Raw genomic sequence first — 17,192 nt, forward strand, 5'->3', positions numbered from 1 at the left:
GCGGGGCGCGCCATGACTCTTCCCCGCCGCCGCATCGGGACGCTCGGGCCCGAGGTGTCCGTGCTCTCGCTCGGCTCCTGGCACACCTACGACCGCATCGACTTCCACGCCGGGGTGGACCTGGTCCGCCAGGCCGTGGAGGCCGGCGTCAACTTCTTCGACGTCGGCGTCTACAGCGGCTTCCCGATCACCGAGGGCGGCCCGGTGTATCACGGCTTCACCGACGTGATCTTCGGCCGCCTGATCGAGAAGGCCGGCGTCAAGCGCGAGGACTACGTCCTGAGCGAGAAGCTGTGGCTGGAGGGCTTCCCGCAGCACTCCTTCGCCGCGCAGCTGGACCGCGCGCTGTACCGGGTGAACACCCACTACGCCGACTTCGCCGTGCTCGGCGACATCCGCGGGGAGACCCCGGACCTGCGCCGCATGGTGCTGGAGCTGGGCGAGCTGGTCCGCGAGGGCAAGCTGCACGCCTGGGGCGTGAACAACTGGTCGGTGGAGCACATCCGCGCCGTGCACGAGCTGGCGCTGGCCGAGGGGGTCCCCGGTCCGCAGCTGGCACAGCTGAAGTACAGTCTGTGCCGCCGCGACATGGCCGAGGCCGACGCCTACCGCGAGCTGTTCGCCGAGACCGGCATCAGCCTGGAGGCCTCCGACGTGCTGGAGGGCGGCATCCTGGCGGGCCGCTCCGGCGCCGACCGGATGATCGGCCGCGACCCCGGCGGGATCCGGGAGCGGATCAAGGAGCTGGCGCCGCGCGCCGCGCAGGTCGCCGAGGAGCTCGGCGGCACCGCCGCGCAGCTGTCGATCGCGCTCACCCTGACCAACCCCGCGCTGGCCACCGTGCTGGTCGGGGTGACCAGGGCCGAGCAGCTCCAGGACAACCTCGGGGCGCTGGACCTGCTGGACCGGCACGGCGCCGCCGTGATCCGGGAGAAGACCGACGAGTTCTGGCTGGACCGGGACCCGGCACCGATCGCGAAGGGAGACGCGTCATGAGCTTCACCGGCAAGGTCGCGGTCGTCACCGGCGGCGCCAGCGGGATCGGCCAGGCCGTGGCCCGCGCGCTGGCCGAGGCCGGCGCGAAGGTGGCGGTCCTGGACCTGGACGGCGCGGCGGCGCAGGAGGTCGCCGCGTCGATCGGGGGCCTGGCGGTCGAGGTGGACATCACCGACGCCGACCAGGTGGCGGCCGCCGTCGCGAAGGTGGTGGCCGAGCTCGGCACCCCCGGCGTGCTGGTCAACAACGCCGGCATCGCCGGCGGCGGCGGCCCGCTGATCCACCTGCCGGTGGAGGTCCTGGACCGGGTGCTGGCGGTCAACATCCGCGGCACCTTCCTGGTCACCCAGGCGGTGGGCCGGGCCATGGTGGACGCCGGGGCCGGCGGGGCGATCGTCAACATCTCCTCGATCGGCGCCGCGCAGCCCACCCCGGGCCTGGGGCACTACGAGGCGACCAAGGCCGCCGTCGACGCCCTGACCCGCTCGGCCGCGATCGAGCTGGCCGGCTCCCGGATCCGGGTGAACGCCGTGGCCCCGGGCCCGGTGCGGACCCCGATGACGGCCGGCTTCGCCGAGAACCCCGAGGCGCTGGCCGCCTGGCAGGCCCGGATCCCGCTGGGCCGGATCGCCGACCCGGCGGACCTGGTGCCGCTGGTCCTGCTGCTGGCCTCGGACGCGGCCGGCCACGTGACCGGCGCGGTGGTGCCGGTCGACGGCGGCCAGCTGCTCGGCTGAGGCCGCGCCGACCGCCCGGCCACAGGGCCGGGCCCTTCAGACCGCTGGTCCCGGAAAGGGGGGTTCCTGGCCGGGACCAGCGCCCAAGTCATATACGATTCCATATCTTATTAGTCGCTGGCTCTCGCAGAGAGGAGAACGGCATGGCGCTGTTGGACATCACCGACGTGACCGTGGAGCGCGAACGCCTCCCGGTCGTGCACGGCGTGTCGCTGGACGTGGACGCGGGCCAGGTCACCGTGTTGCTCGGGGTCAACGGGGCCGGCAAGACCTCGCTGCTGGAGGCGGTGTCCGGGGTGGTGCCGCTGGCCGGCGGGACGGTGTCGCTGGCCGGGGCCCGGATCGACAGGATCGCCCCCTACCGGCGGGTGCGGGCCGGCCTGGTGCACATCGAGGAGGGCCGCAGCGTCTTCCCGGACCTGACCACGCAGGAGAACCTGCTGATCGCCACCGGCGGCGGGTCCACCGAGGACGCGTACACCATGTTCCCCGAGCTCGACGCGCGCCGGAAGGTGGCCGCCGGGCTGCTCTCCGGCGGCGAGCAGCAGATGCTCGCCGTCGGCCGGGCGCTGCTGCTGCGCCCCAAGGCGCTGATCATCGACGAGCTCTCGCTCGGCCTGGCCCCGCTGCTGGTGGCCCGCCTGATGAAGGCGGTGGCCGAGCTGGCCCGCTCCGGCGTCGCGGTGCTGCTCGTCGAGCAGTTCGCCCGCCTGGCGCTGCAGATCGGCGAGCGCGCCTACGTGCTGCGCGGCGGCCGCGTCGTCTACGACGGCAGCTGCGCCGAGCTGGCCGGCACCGAGGGCCTGCTGCACAGCCTGTACCTCGGCGAGGACCTCGCCCACACCCCGGAGGCCGGACGATGAGCATCGAGTCCACCGTGCCCGGCGCCGCGGCGCCGGCGCCCGACCGCCCGCGGACCGCCGAGCGTCCGCTGTGGCAGCGGCGGCTGCTGTCCTTCGGGCCGCCGATCGCGGTCGCGCTCATCCTGTTCTTCCTGATCCCCGGCGTGGCCAGCAGCTACTGGATCTTCCTGATCACCGGCGGCGTGTGCACCATCCCGGTGATGCAGTCGCTGGGCGTGATCACCGGCCGGGTCGGCGTCATCGCCCTGTGCCAGATGTCCTTCGCCATGGTCGGCGCCTGGACCGTCGGCTGGTGCAACGTGCACGGCGTGCCCGGCGGCTTCCTGGCCTGGACCGTCGTCGGCGGCCTGGCCGCGATCCCGTGCGGCCTGCTGATCGGCCTGCCGGCGCTGCGGCTGCGCGGCGCCCGGCTGGCGATCGCCACCTTCGCCTTCGCCACCGGCATGGACGTGGTGTTCGGCAACATCCAGTTCCCCGGCACCGACCAGTTCCTGCTGGTCACCCGGCCCGCGATGTTCGAGTCCGACGGGGCGTTCCTGCAGCTGTCGGTGCTGGTGGTGGCGGTGCTGTTCGTGCTGCTGGCGCTGATCGACCGCACCCGGCTGGGCGCCTCCTGGCTGGAACTGCGCTACTCCGAGCGCGGCGCCGCCGCGCACGGCACCAACGTCGCGGTCAGCAAGCTCGCCGCCTTCGGCATCGCCGCGTTCTTCAGCGCGATCGGCGGGGCCCTGATGGCCGGCCAGTCCGGCTCGCTGACCACCACCAGCTTCGGGTCGCAGGTCTCGCTGACCTACTTCGCCATCGCCGTGGTCATCGGCACCCGGCAGTGGAGCGCGGCCCTGATGGCCGGCCTGGCCGGGCCGCTGATGCCCTCGCTGATCGACAAGCTGCACATCTCGCAGTCCTACGTCACGGTCCTGTTCGGCTTCCTCGCGGTGTTCACCATCGCCGCCGGCAAGGGGCAGATGGGCCAGAGCGAGATCATGATCGCCCGCAAGCAGGCCAAGATCGCGCGGCTGGAGTCCGAGCAGGCCCGCCGGGTCGCGGTGGTAACAACGCCGGCCGGGGCGGCGGCGGGCGCTGCGGCGACGGCGGGCGGTGCGGTGGGCGGCTCGGCGAGCGGCACGGCCGACGACGACGCGGACACCACCGGCGCCACCGGCGTCACCGGTGCCGACGGCGCCTCCGCCACCGGCACCGCCGACCGGACCCGCACCGCCGGCGCGACCGTCCAGGAACGCCGGCCCGCCGCGGCCCGGCCCGACGGCACCGAGCCCACGCTCCAGGTCCGCGACCTCTCCGTCCGGTTCGGCGCGGTCACCGCCGTCGACAGCGTCAGCTTCACCTTGCAGCCCGGCGCGGTCACCGCGCTGCTCGGCCCCAACGGCGCCGGCAAGTCCACGCTGATCAACGCCGCCACCGGCTTCGCGTCCTGCACCGGCCAGGTGCTGCTGAACGGCCGCGAACTCACCGGCTCCCCGCACCGCCGGGCCCGGGCCGGCCTGCGCCGCAGCTTCCAGCAGCTGCGGGTGCCGCCGACGCTGACCGTCGGGTCGTTCCTGACCACGGCCGCCGGGCGCAAGCTGTCCGCCGCCGAGATCGACGACCACCTGGCCTGGTTCGGCTGCCCGCCGGCGCACGTGCCGATCGGCACGATGGACATCGCCTCCCGCCGGCTGCTGGAGGTGGCCGGACTGGCCGCCGGGGAGCCCGGGGTGCTGCTGCTGGACGAGCCGGCGGCCGGCCAGGGCGCGCGCGAGCGCGAGCTGCTCGGCGCGCGGATCGCCGAGATCCCGGCGCGCACCGGGAGCACCGTGCTGCTGGTCGAGCACGACATGGATCTGGTCCGTGCGGTCTGCGGTTCGCTGATCGTCATGGACTTCGGCCGGGTCATCGCCTCCGGCGACCCGCAGGCCGTGCTGTCCGACCCCGCGGTCGTGACGGCGTACGTCGGGGCGGAGGCGGCCGTCGAGTGACGACGGTCGGGTTCGTGTGAATCAGTCGAGGATCAAGGAAGGAATGACGTTCACTATGTCCGGTAATCGCAAAGGCGCCGCCATCCTGGCGCTGGCATTGACCGCGGCCGTGGGGCTCGCCGGGTGCAGCTCCGACAGCAAGGGCGGCTCGTCGTCCGGGGCGATCAAGATCGGCGGCCTGTTCACCCTGACGCCGCAGGCGTTCGGCAACGACGCGCAGAAGATGGTCCAGGCCGTGTTCGACCGGGCCAACGCCCAGGGCGGCGTCAACGGCCACAAGATCGAGTACACCTCCGGCGACGACGCGGCCAGCCCCACCACCGCCGCGGCCCTGGTCCGCAAGTACGTCGGCGACGGCGCGGTGGCCATGGTCGGCTCGGTCAGCTTCGTGGACTGCGGCACCAACCACGCCTACTACCAGCAGCAGAAGATCATGGCGATCTCCGCGATCGGCGCCGACCCGTTCTGCTACAGCAGCCCGAACATCGCGCCGGTCAACATCGGCCCGTTCACCTCGGTCACCGCCGACCTGTACTACGCCACCAAGTACCTGAACGCCAAGAAGGTCTGCATATTCATGGCGCCCACCCCGGGCACCAAGGACGCCCAGGCCGCCGCGGTGGACCGCTGGACCAAGGCCACCGGCGTGACCCCCACGGTCTTCGACAGCAACGTGCCGCTGACCGAGACCAACTTCACGCCGTACCTGCTGCGGGCCAAGGACGCCGGCTGCGACTCGATCTTCCGCAACGGCTCGGACACCACCGGCCTGTCGATCCTGAAGGCCGCGGCCAACCAGGGCATGCAGAACGTGAACTTCCTGTTCGACGCCTCGTCCTACACCGCGCAGCTCGCCTCCTCGGCCTCCAGCCTGAACATGAAGGTCTACCTGGCCAGCGAGTTCGAGCCCTACACCTCCACCAGCGACGCGAACGCCGACTGGCGCTCGCTGGCCCAGGCCAACAAGATCAACGAGACCGCGTTCACCCAGGGCGCGTACGTCTCGGCGGAGTGGATCCTGCAGGTGCTCAAGGACATCAAGGGCCCGATCACCCGGGACACGGTGACCGCGGCGCTGAAGGCCGGCACGCCGTACAACATCCCGATGGTCGGCTCCCCGCTGGTGTTCGGCCCCGCCGACGCCCACGCGCCGAACCAGGCGATCAAGATGGTCACCATCAAGGACGGCACCTGGCAGACCCTGAACCCGGACTTCTTCCAGCTGCCCGCCGCTTCCTAGTACCGGCACGGCCGGGCTCCCACCCGGCCCTGCTCTCCCTCAGCAGTACCGCGTCACAGCGTCCTTGCTCCACCACCACCGCACCGTCCACCAGGCGCCGTCCCAGGAGGTCTCGATGTTGCAGCTGTCCACCGCTATCGCGGGGTTGATCGGCGGCGGCGCCTTTGCCCTGCTCGGTCTGTGCACGCTGTTGACGTACCGCTTCGTCGCGGTCGTCAACTTCACGCAGACCGCCGTGGGGGCCTTCGGTGCCTTCGCGATGGTCATCGCCAAGGAGCACGGCGTCCCGCTCGCGCTGGCCGTCGTGCTCGGCCTGATAGCCGGGGCGGCCGCGCACGCCGCCATCGGCTTCGGCATGACCCGTTATTTCGCCGAGGGCAGCCAGGAGGTGAAGACGGCGGTCACCGCGGTGCTGTTCACGGCGCTGCTGGGACTGGGCGGGATGCTGTTCGGGGCGGCGCACCCGCACGCCTTCCCCGACCCGTTCAACAAGCCGGCGTTCACCGTCGCCAACGTCACCGTGGTGTGGACCGTGGTCGTGGTCTGCCTGCTGGCGCTGGTGTTCGCGGTCGCGCCGGTGCTGGTGCTCAACCGCACCCATACCGGGCTGCTGCTGCGGGCGCTGGCGTCCCGGCCGCGCACCGCCGAGCTGGTCGGCGTCCCCGCGCCGCGGCTGGCGATGATCGTCTGGACCGTCACCGGCGCCGCCACCGCGCTGGCGATGATGGTGGTGGCGCCGAGCTTCGCCAACGACTTCTCCAGCCTCAGCCTGCTGATCACCTGGGCCTTCGCCGCGGCGCTGCTCGGCTCGTTCCGCAGCTTCTGGGGCACGCTGTTCGGCGGCCTGGGGCTCGGAGCCCTCCAGGGCCTGCTCAGCTCTTTCGAGTCGCTGAACGTCTACCGGGGCGTGGTGCCCCTGGTCGTCATCATCCTGGTGCTGGTCTGGAACCAGCGCCACGCGCGGTGGGACGCCGCCGCCTGAGCGGCGCGCTCCGTATCGCGCCCTGTAACGCGCTCCGTACCGCGCTCCGTAACTCCTCCCGCACCGGTTTGAGCTGCGAGAACCGTACAACCCGTCCGTAGAAGAGATCGGCTGAAAGCACTCATCATGTGTCACGAGACAGACGCCCAGCCTCCGCGCCCGCCCGGTGCGGGCACGGCCGCCCAGGCCACTGATATCCATCTGACCAGCGCCGACGGCACCGTGTTCATGGGCCGCAAGGCCGACCCGGCCCGGGCCCGGCACGCCGGCGGCCGCCGCGCCGCCGTCGTGGTGCTGCCCGACATGCGCGGCCTGCACGGCTTCTACAAGGCCTTCGCCTCGCGGCTGGCCGAGACCGGCCTGGCCGCGATCGCGATCGACTACTACGGCCGGGTCCTGCCCGACGGGCCCCGCGAGGGCACGCCCGAGGAGATGTTCCCACTGGTCATGGGGTTGCAGGCGGAGCAGGTGGCGGCCGATGTCCGGGCCGCCAGCGACCTGCTGCGGGCCGAGGGCGCCGACGCGGTGTTCACCCTCGGGTTCTGCGTCGGCGGCTCCCACTCCTGGAACCAGTCGGCGTTCGACCAGAGCCTGGCCGGCTGCATCGGCTTCTACGGCCGGCCGGACGACTGCCGGCCCTACGTGGACCGGATGAGCGTCCCGATGCTGCTGCTGGGCGCCGGCGCGGACTTCATGTCCAGCCCGGAGGACTTCCACGCCTTCGACGCCGAGCTGGGCGCGGCGGGCGTCGAGCACACCGCCGTCCTCTACGACGGCCTGCCGCACGCGTTCTTCGACTCCTCCGCCGACGACCACCGGCAGGAGTGCGACGACGCCTGGCACCGGGTGCTGCACTTCATCGACGAGCACACCGCGCAGCGTCAGGCGGTGGGGGCGTGAGCGCCGGGGCGGGCCTGCCCGCCAAGAGCCTGGCGGCCGTGATGCACGCCTACGCGCAGCCGCTGACCGTGCAGGAGGTGCCGCTGCCGACCGAGCTCGAACCGGGCGCGGCGCTGGTGAAGATCAACTGCACCACGCTGTGCGGCACCGACGCGCACCTGTGGGACGGCCGGCTGTCCGGGTTCCTGGACGTGGCGATGCCGATGATCCACGGCCACGAGATGGTCGGCGAGGTGGTGGCCATCCACCCGTTCGAGACTCGGGACGCGGTCGGCCGGGAGATCGGCGTCGGCGACCGGATCGTCTGGTCCGAGGCGGTGTGCGGGCACTGCTACGCCTGCACCGTGCTCGGCGAGTCGGTGATGTGCGAGCGGCGCGGCATGGGCTTCATGCAGCGTGCGGACGTGTCGCCGTACGTGATCGGCGGGCTGTCGGAGTACGTCTACGTCGCGCCGGGGGCCCAGCGGCTCGTGGTCGCCGACGAGGTGGCCGACACCTGGGCGGCGGCCGCGGGCTGCGCGGTGAAGACCATGCTGCGCGGGTTCCGCAACGGCGGGGGAGTGCCGACCGGCGGGACCGTCGTCATCCAGGGCGCCGGGCCGCTGGGCCTGTTCGGCACCGCCTACGCGCGGGCCGGGGGCGCCGGGACGGTGATCACCGTCGGCGGGCCGGAGCCGCGGCTGGAGGTGGCGCGGGCCTGGGGCGCGGACGTCACGGTGTCGGTGGACGAGATTCCCGACCCGGACGCGCGGATCGCCGAGGTGCTGCGGCTCACCAACGGCCTGGGGGCGGACCTGGTGCTGGACTTCGCCGGGGCGCCGTCGGCCAACCGCGAAGGCGTCATGATGGCCGCGCGCAAGGGCGCCTACGTGATCGTCGGGATCGCCGGGCCGCACGCCGACCCGCTGCCGATGCCCGCCGTGATGGGCAAGGAGCTGCGGGTCTGCGGGTCGATGAACGGCGACATCGGCGACCTCGCCGCGTCGCTGGAGTTCCTGCGCCGCCACCGCGAGCGCTTCGACTGGGACCTGATGTTCGAGCCGGCGGTCGGGCTGTCCGGCGCGACCGACGCCATCGCGGCGATGGCGGAGCTGACCGCGATCAAGCCGGTGATCCGGCCCGGGCTGGGCTGATCCGCCGGGCCCAGCGGCCCTCGATGCGCGGGCCGGCGGCCGCCTCCCTCAGCCGCCGCCGGTCCGCCGATCCCCTCACCGCACGACCTGACAGGAGTTGGATTCAGATGACTGTGACCCCCGACGTCCGGGCGTTCCTGGACCAGTTGGCGGCCGGCCCGGCCCCCGAGCCGGGCCCGCTGGACCCCGTGATGATGCGCGCCATGTTCGCCGGCGCCTGGCAGCGCCCCGGCCCGTTCGCGCGGATCGGCGGCGTCGCGGACCGCACCGTCCCCGGCCCGGCCGGCGAGATCCCGGTCCGCGTCTACACCCCCGAGGGCGAGGGGCCGTTCCCGGTCTTCGTCTGGTTCCACGGCGGCGGCTGGGTGATCGGCGCCCTGGACGACAACAACGCCATGTGCCACGAGATCTGCCACCGGACCAACGCGGTGGTGGTGTCGGTGGACTACCGCCTGGCCCCCGAGAACCGCTTCCCGGCCGCGCCCGACGACTGCTACGCCGTGACCTCCTGGCTGGCCGAGCACGGCGCCGAGATCAACGTCGACGGCACCCGCATCGCGGTCGGCGGCGAGAGCGCCGGCGGCAACCTGGCGGCGGTGGTGTCGCTGATGGCCCGCGACCGCAAGGGCCCGAAGATCCTGCTCCAGCTCCTGGTCTCGCCAGTGACCGGCGCGCCGTCGGACGGGCGCGCGTCGTACGAGGAGTTCGCCGACGGGTACTTCCAGTCCCGCGACAGCATGATCGACTTCTTCAAGCTCTACCCGCGCGACGACGAGGACCTGCAGAACCCCTACCTGCTGCCCCTGGCCGCCGACGACCTCACCGACCTGCCCCCGGCCCTGGTACTGCTCGGCGAGTGCGAGGTGCTGCGCGACGAGGGCGAGGAGTACGCACACCGCCTCGGCGCCTCGGGCACACCGACCGAACTGGTCCGCTACGACGGCCAGATCCACGGCTTCTTCGGCCTGCTGGACGACAAGTTCGAGATCGCGGCCGTGGCCCACGAGCACGCGGCGGCGGCGCTGACGAAGGCTTTCGCTACCCGGTAGGTGTCGGCGGGCCCGATGGGGCGGGAGAGAGGGCGCGGCGGGTTTCTGCCGCGCCCTTTGGTTTGGCGCGTTCGCGGTCAGCGGGATTCTGCGTCGAGCTGGTCGCGCCGAGCGGTCAAATAAGCGTGTTCCGTCCGGTTGCCGGTGAGCGCGGCGGCGGTGTCGAAGGCTTGTCGGGCTTCGGCGGTGCGTCCGAGGCGGGACAGGAGGTCGCCGCGGATCGCGTGGAAGAGGTGGTAGGTGCCGAGATCGAGGTCTTCGATCTGCTGGAGGGCGGCTTCGGGGCCGTTGAGCTCGGCGACGGCGACGGCGCGGTTGAGGATGACGACCGGGCCGGGGTCGAAGTGGAGGAGGTGGTCGTAGAGCGCGAGGACCTGTCTCCAGTCGGTCGCCGGGTCGGTGTGCACGGCGTTGATCGCGGCGAGCAGTTGGAAGCGGCCGGGCTGGTTGCGTCGCAGGCAGGTGCGGACGATCGCGCGGCCCTGGGCGATCAGGTCGGCGTCCCAGCGGGAGCGGTCCTGGTCGGCGAGTCGCACCAGCGCACCGTTGGCGTCGGTGCGCGCGGGGCGGCGTGCCTCGGTCAGGAGCATCAGCGCGAGCAGTCCGGCCGGCTCCGGTTCGTCGGGCATCAGCTCGACCAGGACCCGGGCCTGACGGATCGCTTCGAGGCAGAGGTCGCCGCGGGCGAGGTCGGTGCCGAAGGCGGACACGTACCCCTCGTTGAATATCAGGTAGAGCACCGCGAGTACGGCGGCGAGGCGTTCGGGCAGTTCGGCCTCGGTCGGAATCCGGTAGGGGATGCGGGCGTCGCGGATCTTCGCCTTGGCGCGGACCAGGCGCTGCGCCATGGTGGCTTCGGGCACCAGGAACGCGCGGGCGATCTCGGGGGTGGTGAGCCCGCCGAGCAGGCGGAGGGTGAGCGCCACCTGGGCGGGGCGGCCCAGGGCCGGATGGCAGCAGGTGAACACCAGCCGCAGGCGGTCGTCCGGCACGGCGTCCTCCTCGGTGGGCTCGGCCGGGGCGCTGATGAGGGCGGCCTCGGCGTGTTTGCGTGGGCGGGCGCTCTCCCGGCGGAGGTGGTCGACGGCCCGGTTGCGGGCGGTGGTGATGATCCAGCCGGCCGGGTGGGGCGGGGCGTCGGCCGGCCATTTGGCGAGCGCGGTCTCGAAGGCGTCGGCGACGGCGTCCTCGGCCAGGCCGATGTCGCCGAGCATGCGCACGAGTACGGCCACGGCTCTGCCGTACTCGGCGCGGAAGACGGCTGCGATGTCCTGCGGCGTCATCGGTTTGGTGCTCAAGGGGCGCTCACCGGCCGGTCAAAGGGTGCTCGATGGAGTGCTCATTGGAGTGCTCAATGGGGTGCTCATTAGAGTTCTCAACCGGGCGCTCAACGGGGTGCTCACCGGGTGCTCAATACGGCTCGACATCCCGGAACGGCCGGACCTCGATCGGCAGCGTGGTGGCCGCCGCGGCCTTGCGGCCCCACGCCAGCGCCGCGTCCAGGTCGGGCGCGGTGATCACCCAGATGCCGCCGATGCACTCCTTGCCCTCGATATAAGGGCCGTCGGTGAACAGACCGTCGGACCGCACCACCGTCGCGGTGCTCGGCGGATGCAGGCCGCCGGTGAACACCCACGAGCCGCTGTCGCGCAGCTCCTGGTTCAACTGGTGCAGGGCATCGGCGATCCGGTCCATGACCGCGCTCTCCGGCGGCGGGCCGTCCGGCTGGTAGATCGACAGCAGGTACTTCGGCACGGTCTGCTCCTCTCGCTCTATCGGCGGCTGTAGCGGGCGATGATCACGCCCTTGGTGGTGGTGACGGCCGGTTCGGCGAGCTCGAACTCGGTCAGCGGCGCGGGGTCCTCGAACAGGCGCGTGCCGCCGCCCAGGGTCAGCGGGTGGATCAGCAGGCAGTAGTGGTCGATCAGGCCGGCGGCGTGCAGGCTGTGGATCAGCGAGGTGCTGCCGATGATAGTCAGTTCCCTGCCGGGGGTGGCCTTGAGCTCGGCCACGGTCTCGGTGGCCTCGCCGCGCAGCAGGACCGAGTTCTGCCAGGCGTCGGCGTCCTTGAGGGTCCTGGACGCGACGTACTTCGTGGCCGCGTTCATGTGCGTGGTGAACGGGTTGCCGTCGGTCCGGCCGGCCCACGCCCCGATGAAGTCCTGCCAGGTCCGGTGGCCGAACAGCATGTCGGTGGGCTTGCTCATGCCCTTGCCCATCTCCTGGCCCATGACCTCGTCGTTGTACCTTCCGCCCCATCCGCCGTGGGCGAACCCGCCGCGGGTGTCCTCGTCCGGGCGGCCCAGGCCCTGGACGACCCCGTCGAGGGTGACCGACATCGTCGCCGTGATCGCACGCATCGATCTGCTCCGTTCGTTCGCGGACCGTTCTTCCGCGGCCCGGTTCACCCTCTATACGAACCGCCCCGGCCGAAATCGACATCCGCGAAAAACAAACGTGCGCGACGCCGCCCCCAAGACGACGCCGCGCACGATTCCAAGGGTCCTACCCCAGTCCGTCAGCCCCTACCTTCACCGCCGACTCGTCCAGAATCGTCGCCGAGATCGGCTGCGGCACTCCGTCCAGGTCCAGCACCGGCGACGCCTCCTTGTACCAGGACTCGATCACCGCGTTGCCCCAGAAGTCCCGCCGCCGGTCGTCGTGCACGTTCCAGCGGTAGGTCTCGTGGTCCGGGTCGCCGGTGTAGTAGTCCGACGTGTAGATCTCCACCCGGTGCCCGTCGGGGTCGCGCAGGTAGACGTAGAACGCGTTCGACACGCCGTGCCGGCCCGGGCCGCGCTCGATGTGGTGCTCGGCGTGCAGCGCGCCGAAGATGTCGGCGGTCCGCAGCACCTGGTGCGACTCGTGCGTGGCCACGCCCACGTGGTGCAGCTGCGGGCCGGCCCCGCCGGTGAAGGCCACGTCGTGGACCGTCTGCTTGCGGAACATCCAGGCCGCGTAGAGCTCGTGCTCGTCGCCCTCGATCGTCTCCGAGCAGCCGAAGCCCAGGCCCCGGTAGTGCTCGTAGGCCGCCGGGATGTCCGGGGTGCAGATGTTGAAGTGGTCCAGCCGCGCGATCTGGGCGCCGCGGTGCAGGTCGTAGCGCTGGATGAGGCGTTCGGCGCGTTCGATCTCGTAGAAGAACTCCACCGGGAAGCCCAGCGGGTCCACGACGCGGACCGCGTCGCCGACGCCGTTGGTGCCCTTGCCGGCCGGGACGCGGCGGACCGGGCAGCCCAGCGCGTCGAAGTAGCGGGCGGCCCGCTCGACGTCCTCGGGGGTGCGGACCCGGTAGGAGATGTGGTCCAGCGCCGCGACGTCGTTCTGGCGCAGCACCAGCGAGTGGTGCGTCAGCTCGTCGGTGCCGCGCAGGTGCAGGGCGTCCTTGGTCTCGCACTGCACGTGGAAGCCCAGCATGTCGACCCAGAACCAGCGCGAGGCCGCCAGGTCGGTCACCGCCAGTTGCGCGTAGGCCGAGCGCACCACGTCCGGCGCCGGGCAGTCCTTCGGAACGGCCATCGTTGTCAGCTCCCCACTTCCGCGCCCGCGACGGCGATGTCCGCCGCGGAGAAGTCCAGCAGGTCCTCGCCCGCCGCCCGCAGGGCCCGGATGGCGCTCAGGCCGCTCTCGGTCGGCTCGATCAGCGGAGCCCGCACATGGCCGGACGCCAGCAGCCCGGCGTCCTTCAGCACCCACTTGGCCGGCGCCGGGTTCGTCTCCACGAACAGCAGGTCCACCAGCGGGTGCAGGCGGTAGTGCAGGTCCCGCGCCGCCGCGTGGTCGCCCTCCTCCCACAGGGTGTACATCCTGGCCACCGCCGTCGGCGCTATGTTCGCCAGCGCCGAGACGAAGCCGGCGCCGCCCAGCGACAGCAGCGGCAGGCACAGCAGCTCGATCCCGGACCACATCAGCAGATCCGGGCCGCACGCGTGGAAGGTTCGCGAGAAGTGCTCGAAATCCTTCGTCGTCTCCTTGATCCCGACGATGTTGTCGAAGTCGCGGAACAGGCGGGCCACGGTGGCCGGCTCGATGTCCACCGCGGTGCGCGAGGGCACGTTGTAGACCACCAGCGGCAGGTCCGGGAACTCCTGCGCGACCGCCGCGTACCAGCGGTACAGCGCCTCCTGCGTGGGGCGCGCGTAGTAGGGCGTGATCACCAGGGCCGCGTCGGCGCCCAGCTCCCGGGCCGCGGCGGTCAGCTCCATGGTCTCGGCCAGCTTCGCCGAGCCGGTGCCGGGCAGGAACGGCACGCGGTCGGCGATCACCTCGGACGCCGCCGCCATCGCCGCGATCCGCTCGGCGACGCTCTGCGCGCCCGGCTCGCCGGTGGAGCCGCCCAGGGAGATGCCGTGGGAGCCGGCGTCGATCTGCCACCGCACCAGGCGGCGCAGACCCTCCAGGTCCACGGCGCCGTCGTCGGTGAACGGGGTCACCACCGGGGCCAGGGAGCCTCGGATCTGGCGGGGGTCGCTGCGGAATTTCACGGTCGGTTCTCCAACGCTCGGGTCTGGGAAGTGCTTTCGGAACGGTTTTCGGCGGAGCCCGTCGCGGCCGGGCTCCCGGCGGCCGGTTCCTCCGGAGAGGGAGTCGGCCGGGCGGCACGCCAGCGCTCGTAGGCGTCCCGCCAGTCCGGGCCCACGGGATACAGCCCCGCGATCCCGGCCCCCGCCGCGACCTGCTCGGTGATGAACGCCTCCTGCGCCTCCTGCTCCTGGGAGTCGGCGATCAGCTCGTCGAGCAGGTGCGGCGGCAGCACCAGCACGCCGTCCGCGTCGCCGACCAGCACGTCGCCGGGCTGCACCAGGGTGTTGCCGCAGGCGATCGGCACGTCGGTGTCCCACGGCACGTGCTTGCGCCCCAGGACCGCCGTGTGCACGCCGCCGTGGAAGACCGGCAGGTCCAGCGCCGAGACCGCCACGCTGTCGCGCAGCCCGCCGTCGGTCACCACCCCCGCCGCGCCCCGCTTCAGCGCCCGCAGCGCGAGGATGTCGCCGATGGTGCCGGCGTCGGCCTCCCGCCGGGCGTCCATGACCAGCACCTCGCCGGGCAGCAGCGACTCCACGGCCCGCTTCTGCGCGTTCATCCCACCCCCGTACTTCTGGAACAGGTCCTCCCGCAGCGGCAGGTAGCGCAGCGTCCGGGCGGTGCCGACCATCTTCAGCTCCGGCCGGGTGGGCCGGACGCCGTCGACGAAGAACCCGTTCAGCCCGCGCTTGCGCAGCTGCGAGGCGAGCGTGGCGGTGGCCAGGCCGGCCAGCGCCGCCTTCCGCCGCTCGGTCAGCACCGGCTCCGACCGCACCCCGTACGCGTCGTCCCGGTCACTGGCCACCAGCCGCGGCATCGCCCCGTACTCGGCCAGCGGGCCGTCGTCCTCGACGACCTGGTTCGCCAGCCGCCCGGTGCTCGACGCCCCGGCCACCACCTCGACCTCGACCACGTCGCCGGGCTGCACCACCCCGGCCCCGGTCGGCGTCCCGGTCAGGATGACGTCGCCGGGCTCCAGGGTGATGGTCCGCGACAGGTCGGCGACCAGCCGCGCGAAGTCGAACAGCAGGGTGTCGGTGGTGTCGTCCTGCACCAGGTGCCCGTTGACCCAGGTCCGCAGCCGCAGCGCGGCCGGATCCACGGCGGACGCCTCCAGCAGCCGCGGGCCGATGGGCGTGAACCCGTCCGAGCCCTTGGACCGCAGGTTGGACCCGCGGTCGGCGTACCGCAGGTCGTAGACGCCGGCGTCGTTGGCGGCGGTCACCCAGCGCACGTGCGACCAGGCCCGCTCCGGCGGCACCCGGTGCGCCCGCTCGCCGATGACCAGGGCGATCTCGCCCTCGAAGGACATCAGCTCGCAGCCGCGCGGCCGGACCAGCGGATCGCCGGCCCCGGACAGCGAGGAGGCCGGCTTCAGGAAGTAGGACGGCTGGTCCGGGATCCGCCCGCGTTCGGCGGCCCGGGACCGGTAATTGAGATGGACGGCGATGACCTTGCCTGGTCGCGCGCCGAGAGGGTGCGGCATGTGGGGGTCTCCAGCACTGTGTCAGGTTGACCCCCAGTCTTCTCGCCGACCCGCCGTGCATCCTTGCGTCCAAACGCACACCGGTTGTCCGTCAGCGAACGCGGGTCTTGGCAGAAACCCGCCCGCAGGACACTATGGACCCCACCCTCAAGGAGGTGGCGATGTCCCTCACCCTGCGCACCGCCGATGTCGCACTGGCTGAGCGTTTCGATTACTGGCGCAGCGTCGTCTGCGACGCCTTCGTGCCGCTGCGCGCCGAGCCCGGCGAAGGCGACTTCCACGGCGAGCTGAGCACCGTGCGCCTGGGCGCCGTGCAGCTCTCCTCGGTCGAGGCCAACGCCCACACCGTGCGCCGCACCCCGCGCACCATCGCCTCCTCCGACCGGGACTACTTCAAGATCGGCCTCCAGGTCCGCGGCTACTGCGTGCTGACGCAGGACGGCCGCGAGGCCCCGCTGACCCCGGGCGACTTCGCCGTCTACGACACCACCAGGCCCTACAGCCTGTCCTTCGACGACACCTACCGGCAGCTGGTCCTGATGGTCCCGCGCGCCCGCCTGCGCCTGAAGCCCGAGGAGGTCGCCCGGATCACCGCGGTCCGGGTCTCCGGCCGGCACGGGATCGGCGCCCTGGTCTCGCCGCTGCTGCTGCGCCTGGCCGACCACTTCGACGAGTACGAGAGCCCGGCCGGCCCCCGCCTCGCCGACAACATCGTCGACCTGCTGGTCACCCTGATCTCCGGGCAGCTCGAACTGGACTCGCCGAACCCGGACTCGGGCCGCAGGGCCCTGCTGATCCGCATCACCTCGTTCATCGAGAGCCACCTCGGCGACCCGGACCTGGGCCCGGAGACGATCGCCGCGGCGCACTACATATCCACCCGCTACCTGCACAAGCTGTTCAGCCAGGAAGGCACCACCGTCTCCGCCCTCATCCGGGAGCGCCGGCTCGAACACTGCCGCCGCGACCTGCGCGACCCGCTCCAGCTCACCCGCCCGGTCAGCGCCATCGCCGCCCGCTGGGGCTTCGTCGACGCCGCGCACTTCAGCCGGGTGTTCCGTTCCGCCTACGGCGCCAGCCCGCGGGAGTACCGGTTCACGAGCGAGCCCTTCGAGGGCGGCGTGACTCTGTCCGCGGACTGACACTCGGTCGGACAGACGAGTACTCACCCGGTCGATGGGGTCGATCGGGTGAGTACCGTGTCCGGACTCTGCCACCGACCGCGCCACCGACCGCGCCGCCGCCCGCGCGCCCACCCGCGCCACCCACCGGGCCGACGCCCGCGCCGCCCGCCGCGCCGCCGCCC

16 protein-coding genes are annotated in these 17,192 nt (G+C 72.2%); 10 read left to right on the forward strand and 6 right to left on the reverse strand.

All coding sequences use genetic code 11. The features are described from left to right. The first annotated feature begins 12 nt into the window (after positions 1 to 12). The 9 genes from ABD481_RS30745 to ABD481_RS30785 all read left to right on the forward strand — a co-directional run bounded on the left by ABD481_RS30745 (position 13) and on the right by ABD481_RS30785 (position 9,876). Positions 13 to 996, forward strand: coding sequence for an aldo/keto reductase (locus tag ABD481_RS30745; protein ID WP_344669298.1), 984 nt, complete (start codon positions 13 to 15; stop codon positions 994 to 996). Then, positions 993 to 1,733 carry an SDR family NAD(P)-dependent oxidoreductase gene (locus ABD481_RS30750; protein ID WP_344669299.1) on the forward strand — a complete coding sequence of 247 codons (741 nt, stop codon included), beginning with the start codon at positions 993 to 995 and terminating at the stop codon, positions 1,731 to 1,733. Before ABD481_RS30745 ends, ABD481_RS30750 begins: the two co-directional genes overlap by 4 nt. Positions 1,734 to 1,876: 143 nt before the next feature. Beyond that, positions 1,877 to 2,596, forward strand: a complete 720-nt coding sequence (locus ABD481_RS30755) for an ABC transporter ATP-binding protein (protein WP_344669300.1) — start codon at positions 1,877 to 1,879, stop codon at positions 2,594 to 2,596. Further along, on the forward strand, positions 2,593 to 4,572 hold the full coding sequence (locus ABD481_RS30760; RefSeq protein ID WP_344669301.1) for a branched-chain amino acid ABC transporter ATP-binding protein/permease: 1,980 nt from the start codon (positions 2,593 to 2,595) through the stop codon (positions 4,570 to 4,572). Before ABD481_RS30755 ends, ABD481_RS30760 begins: the two co-directional genes overlap by 4 nt. 43 nt (positions 4,573 to 4,615) lie before the next feature. Continuing rightward, a complete protein-coding gene (locus ABD481_RS30765; protein ID WP_344669302.1) occupies positions 4,616 to 5,812 on the forward strand; it encodes an ABC transporter substrate-binding protein in 1,197 nt (398 codons plus the stop codon). 115 nt (positions 5,813 to 5,927) lie between these two features. Beyond that, complete coding sequence (locus ABD481_RS30770; protein ID WP_344669303.1) at positions 5,928 to 6,794, forward strand: ABC transporter permease subunit; 867 nt, start codon at positions 5,928 to 5,930, stop codon at positions 6,792 to 6,794. 126 nt (positions 6,795 to 6,920) lie between these two features. Continuing rightward, on the forward strand, positions 6,921 to 7,694 hold the full coding sequence (locus tag ABD481_RS30775; protein ID WP_344669304.1) for a dienelactone hydrolase family protein: 774 nt from the start codon (positions 6,921 to 6,923) through the stop codon (positions 7,692 to 7,694). Then, the gene (locus ABD481_RS30780; protein WP_344669305.1) at positions 7,691 to 8,827 is read left to right on the forward strand and encodes a zinc-binding dehydrogenase; all 1,137 of its coding nucleotides are present in this window, start codon (positions 7,691 to 7,693) and stop codon (positions 8,825 to 8,827) included. Before ABD481_RS30775 ends, ABD481_RS30780 begins: the two co-directional genes overlap by 4 nt. 107 nt (positions 8,828 to 8,934) lie before the next feature. Continuing rightward, the gene (locus tag ABD481_RS30785; protein ID WP_344669306.1) at positions 8,935 to 9,876 is read left to right on the forward strand and encodes an alpha/beta hydrolase; all 942 of its coding nucleotides are present in this window, start codon (positions 8,935 to 8,937) and stop codon (positions 9,874 to 9,876) included. A 77-nt stretch (positions 9,877 to 9,953) separates the two neighbouring features. Here ABD481_RS30785 and ABD481_RS30790 read toward each other — a convergent pair whose 3' ends face one another. The 6 genes from ABD481_RS30790 to ABD481_RS30815 all read right to left on the reverse strand — a co-directional run bounded on the left by ABD481_RS30790 (position 9,954) and on the right by ABD481_RS30815 (position 15,886). Next, positions 9,954 to 11,159 carry an RNA polymerase sigma factor gene (locus ABD481_RS30790; RefSeq protein WP_344669319.1) on the reverse strand — a complete coding sequence of 402 codons (1,206 nt, stop codon included), beginning with the start codon at positions 11,157 to 11,159 and terminating at the stop codon, positions 9,954 to 9,956. Between the two features lie 127 nt (positions 11,160 to 11,286). Then, complete coding sequence (locus ABD481_RS30795) at positions 11,287 to 11,631, reverse strand: YciI family protein (RefSeq protein ID WP_344669307.1); 345 nt, start codon at positions 11,629 to 11,631, stop codon at positions 11,287 to 11,289. A gap of 17 nt (positions 11,632 to 11,648) precedes the next feature. Next, entirely contained in the window at positions 11,649 to 12,236 is a 588-nt protein-coding gene (locus ABD481_RS30800) for a dihydrofolate reductase family protein (RefSeq protein ID WP_344669308.1), read from the reverse strand. A 145-nt stretch (positions 12,237 to 12,381) separates the two neighbouring features. Then, positions 12,382 to 13,395 (reverse strand): 3,4-dihydroxyphenylacetate 2,3-dioxygenase, encoded by a 1,014-nt coding sequence (gene hpaD, locus ABD481_RS30805; protein WP_344669309.1) that lies wholly within the window; start codon positions 13,393 to 13,395, stop codon positions 12,382 to 12,384. A 5-nt stretch (positions 13,396 to 13,400) separates the two neighbouring features. Further along, positions 13,401 to 14,360, reverse strand: coding sequence for a 4-hydroxy-tetrahydrodipicolinate synthase (gene dapA, locus ABD481_RS30810; RefSeq protein ID WP_344669310.1), 960 nt, complete (start codon positions 14,358 to 14,360; stop codon positions 13,401 to 13,403). Next, positions 14,357 to 15,886 carry a fumarylacetoacetate hydrolase family protein gene (locus ABD481_RS30815; RefSeq protein WP_344669311.1) on the reverse strand — a complete coding sequence of 510 codons (1,530 nt, stop codon included), beginning with the start codon at positions 15,884 to 15,886 and terminating at the stop codon, positions 14,357 to 14,359. Before ABD481_RS30815 ends, dapA begins: the two co-directional genes overlap by 4 nt. A gap of 161 nt (positions 15,887 to 16,047) precedes the next feature. Here ABD481_RS30815 and ABD481_RS30820 point away from each other — a divergent pair, with 161 nt between their 5' ends. Continuing rightward, the gene (locus tag ABD481_RS30820; protein WP_344669312.1) at positions 16,048 to 17,028 is read left to right on the forward strand and encodes an AraC-like ligand-binding domain-containing protein; all 981 of its coding nucleotides are present in this window, start codon (positions 16,048 to 16,050) and stop codon (positions 17,026 to 17,028) included. Positions 17,029 to 17,192 lie beyond the last annotated feature (164 nt).

It is taken from the genome of Catenulispora yoronensis, from assembly GCF_039531695.1.
GTDB lineage: Bacteria > Actinomycetota > Actinomycetes > Streptomycetales > Catenulisporaceae > Catenulispora > Catenulispora yoronensis.

What these genes read in the sequence shown, in the direction of transcription:
- ABD481_RS30745 (WP_344669298.1), top strand. Translation starts at nt 13, where the DNA reads ATGACTCTTCCCCGCCGCCGCATCGGGACGCTCGGGCCCGAGGTGTCC.
- ABD481_RS30750 (WP_344669299.1), top strand. Translation starts at nt 993, where the DNA reads ATGAGCTTCACCGGCAAGGTCGCGGTCGTCACCGGCGGCGCCAGCGGG.
- ABD481_RS30755 (WP_344669300.1), top strand. Translation starts at nt 1,877, where the DNA reads ATGGCGCTGTTGGACATCACCGACGTGACCGTGGAGCGCGAACGCCTC.
- ABD481_RS30760 (WP_344669301.1), top strand. Translation starts at nt 2,593, where the DNA reads ATGAGCATCGAGTCCACCGTGCCCGGCGCCGCGGCGCCGGCGCCCGAC.
- ABD481_RS30765 (WP_344669302.1), top strand. Translation starts at nt 4,616, where the DNA reads ATGACGTTCACTATGTCCGGTAATCGCAAAGGCGCCGCCATCCTGGCG.
- ABD481_RS30770 (WP_344669303.1), top strand. Translation starts at nt 5,928, where the DNA reads ATGTTGCAGCTGTCCACCGCTATCGCGGGGTTGATCGGCGGCGGCGCC.
- ABD481_RS30775 (WP_344669304.1), top strand. Translation starts at nt 6,921, where the DNA reads ATGTGTCACGAGACAGACGCCCAGCCTCCGCGCCCGCCCGGTGCGGGC.
- ABD481_RS30785 (WP_344669306.1), top strand. Translation starts at nt 8,935, where the DNA reads ATGACTGTGACCCCCGACGTCCGGGCGTTCCTGGACCAGTTGGCGGCC.
- ABD481_RS30790 (WP_344669319.1), bottom strand. Translation starts at nt 11,159, where the DNA reads ATGACGCCGCAGGACATCGCAGCCGTCTTCCGCGCCGAGTACGGCAGA.
- ABD481_RS30800 (WP_344669308.1), bottom strand. Translation starts at nt 12,236, where the DNA reads ATGCGTGCGATCACGGCGACGATGTCGGTCACCCTCGACGGGGTCGTC.
- hpaD (WP_344669309.1), bottom strand. Translation starts at nt 13,395, where the DNA reads ATGGCCGTTCCGAAGGACTGCCCGGCGCCGGACGTGGTGCGCTCGGCC.
- ABD481_RS30815 (WP_344669311.1), bottom strand. Translation starts at nt 15,886, where the DNA reads ATGCCGCACCCTCTCGGCGCGCGACCAGGCAAGGTCATCGCCGTCCAT.
- ABD481_RS30820 (WP_344669312.1), top strand. Translation starts at nt 16,048, where the DNA reads ATGTCCCTCACCCTGCGCACCGCCGATGTCGCACTGGCTGAGCGTTTC.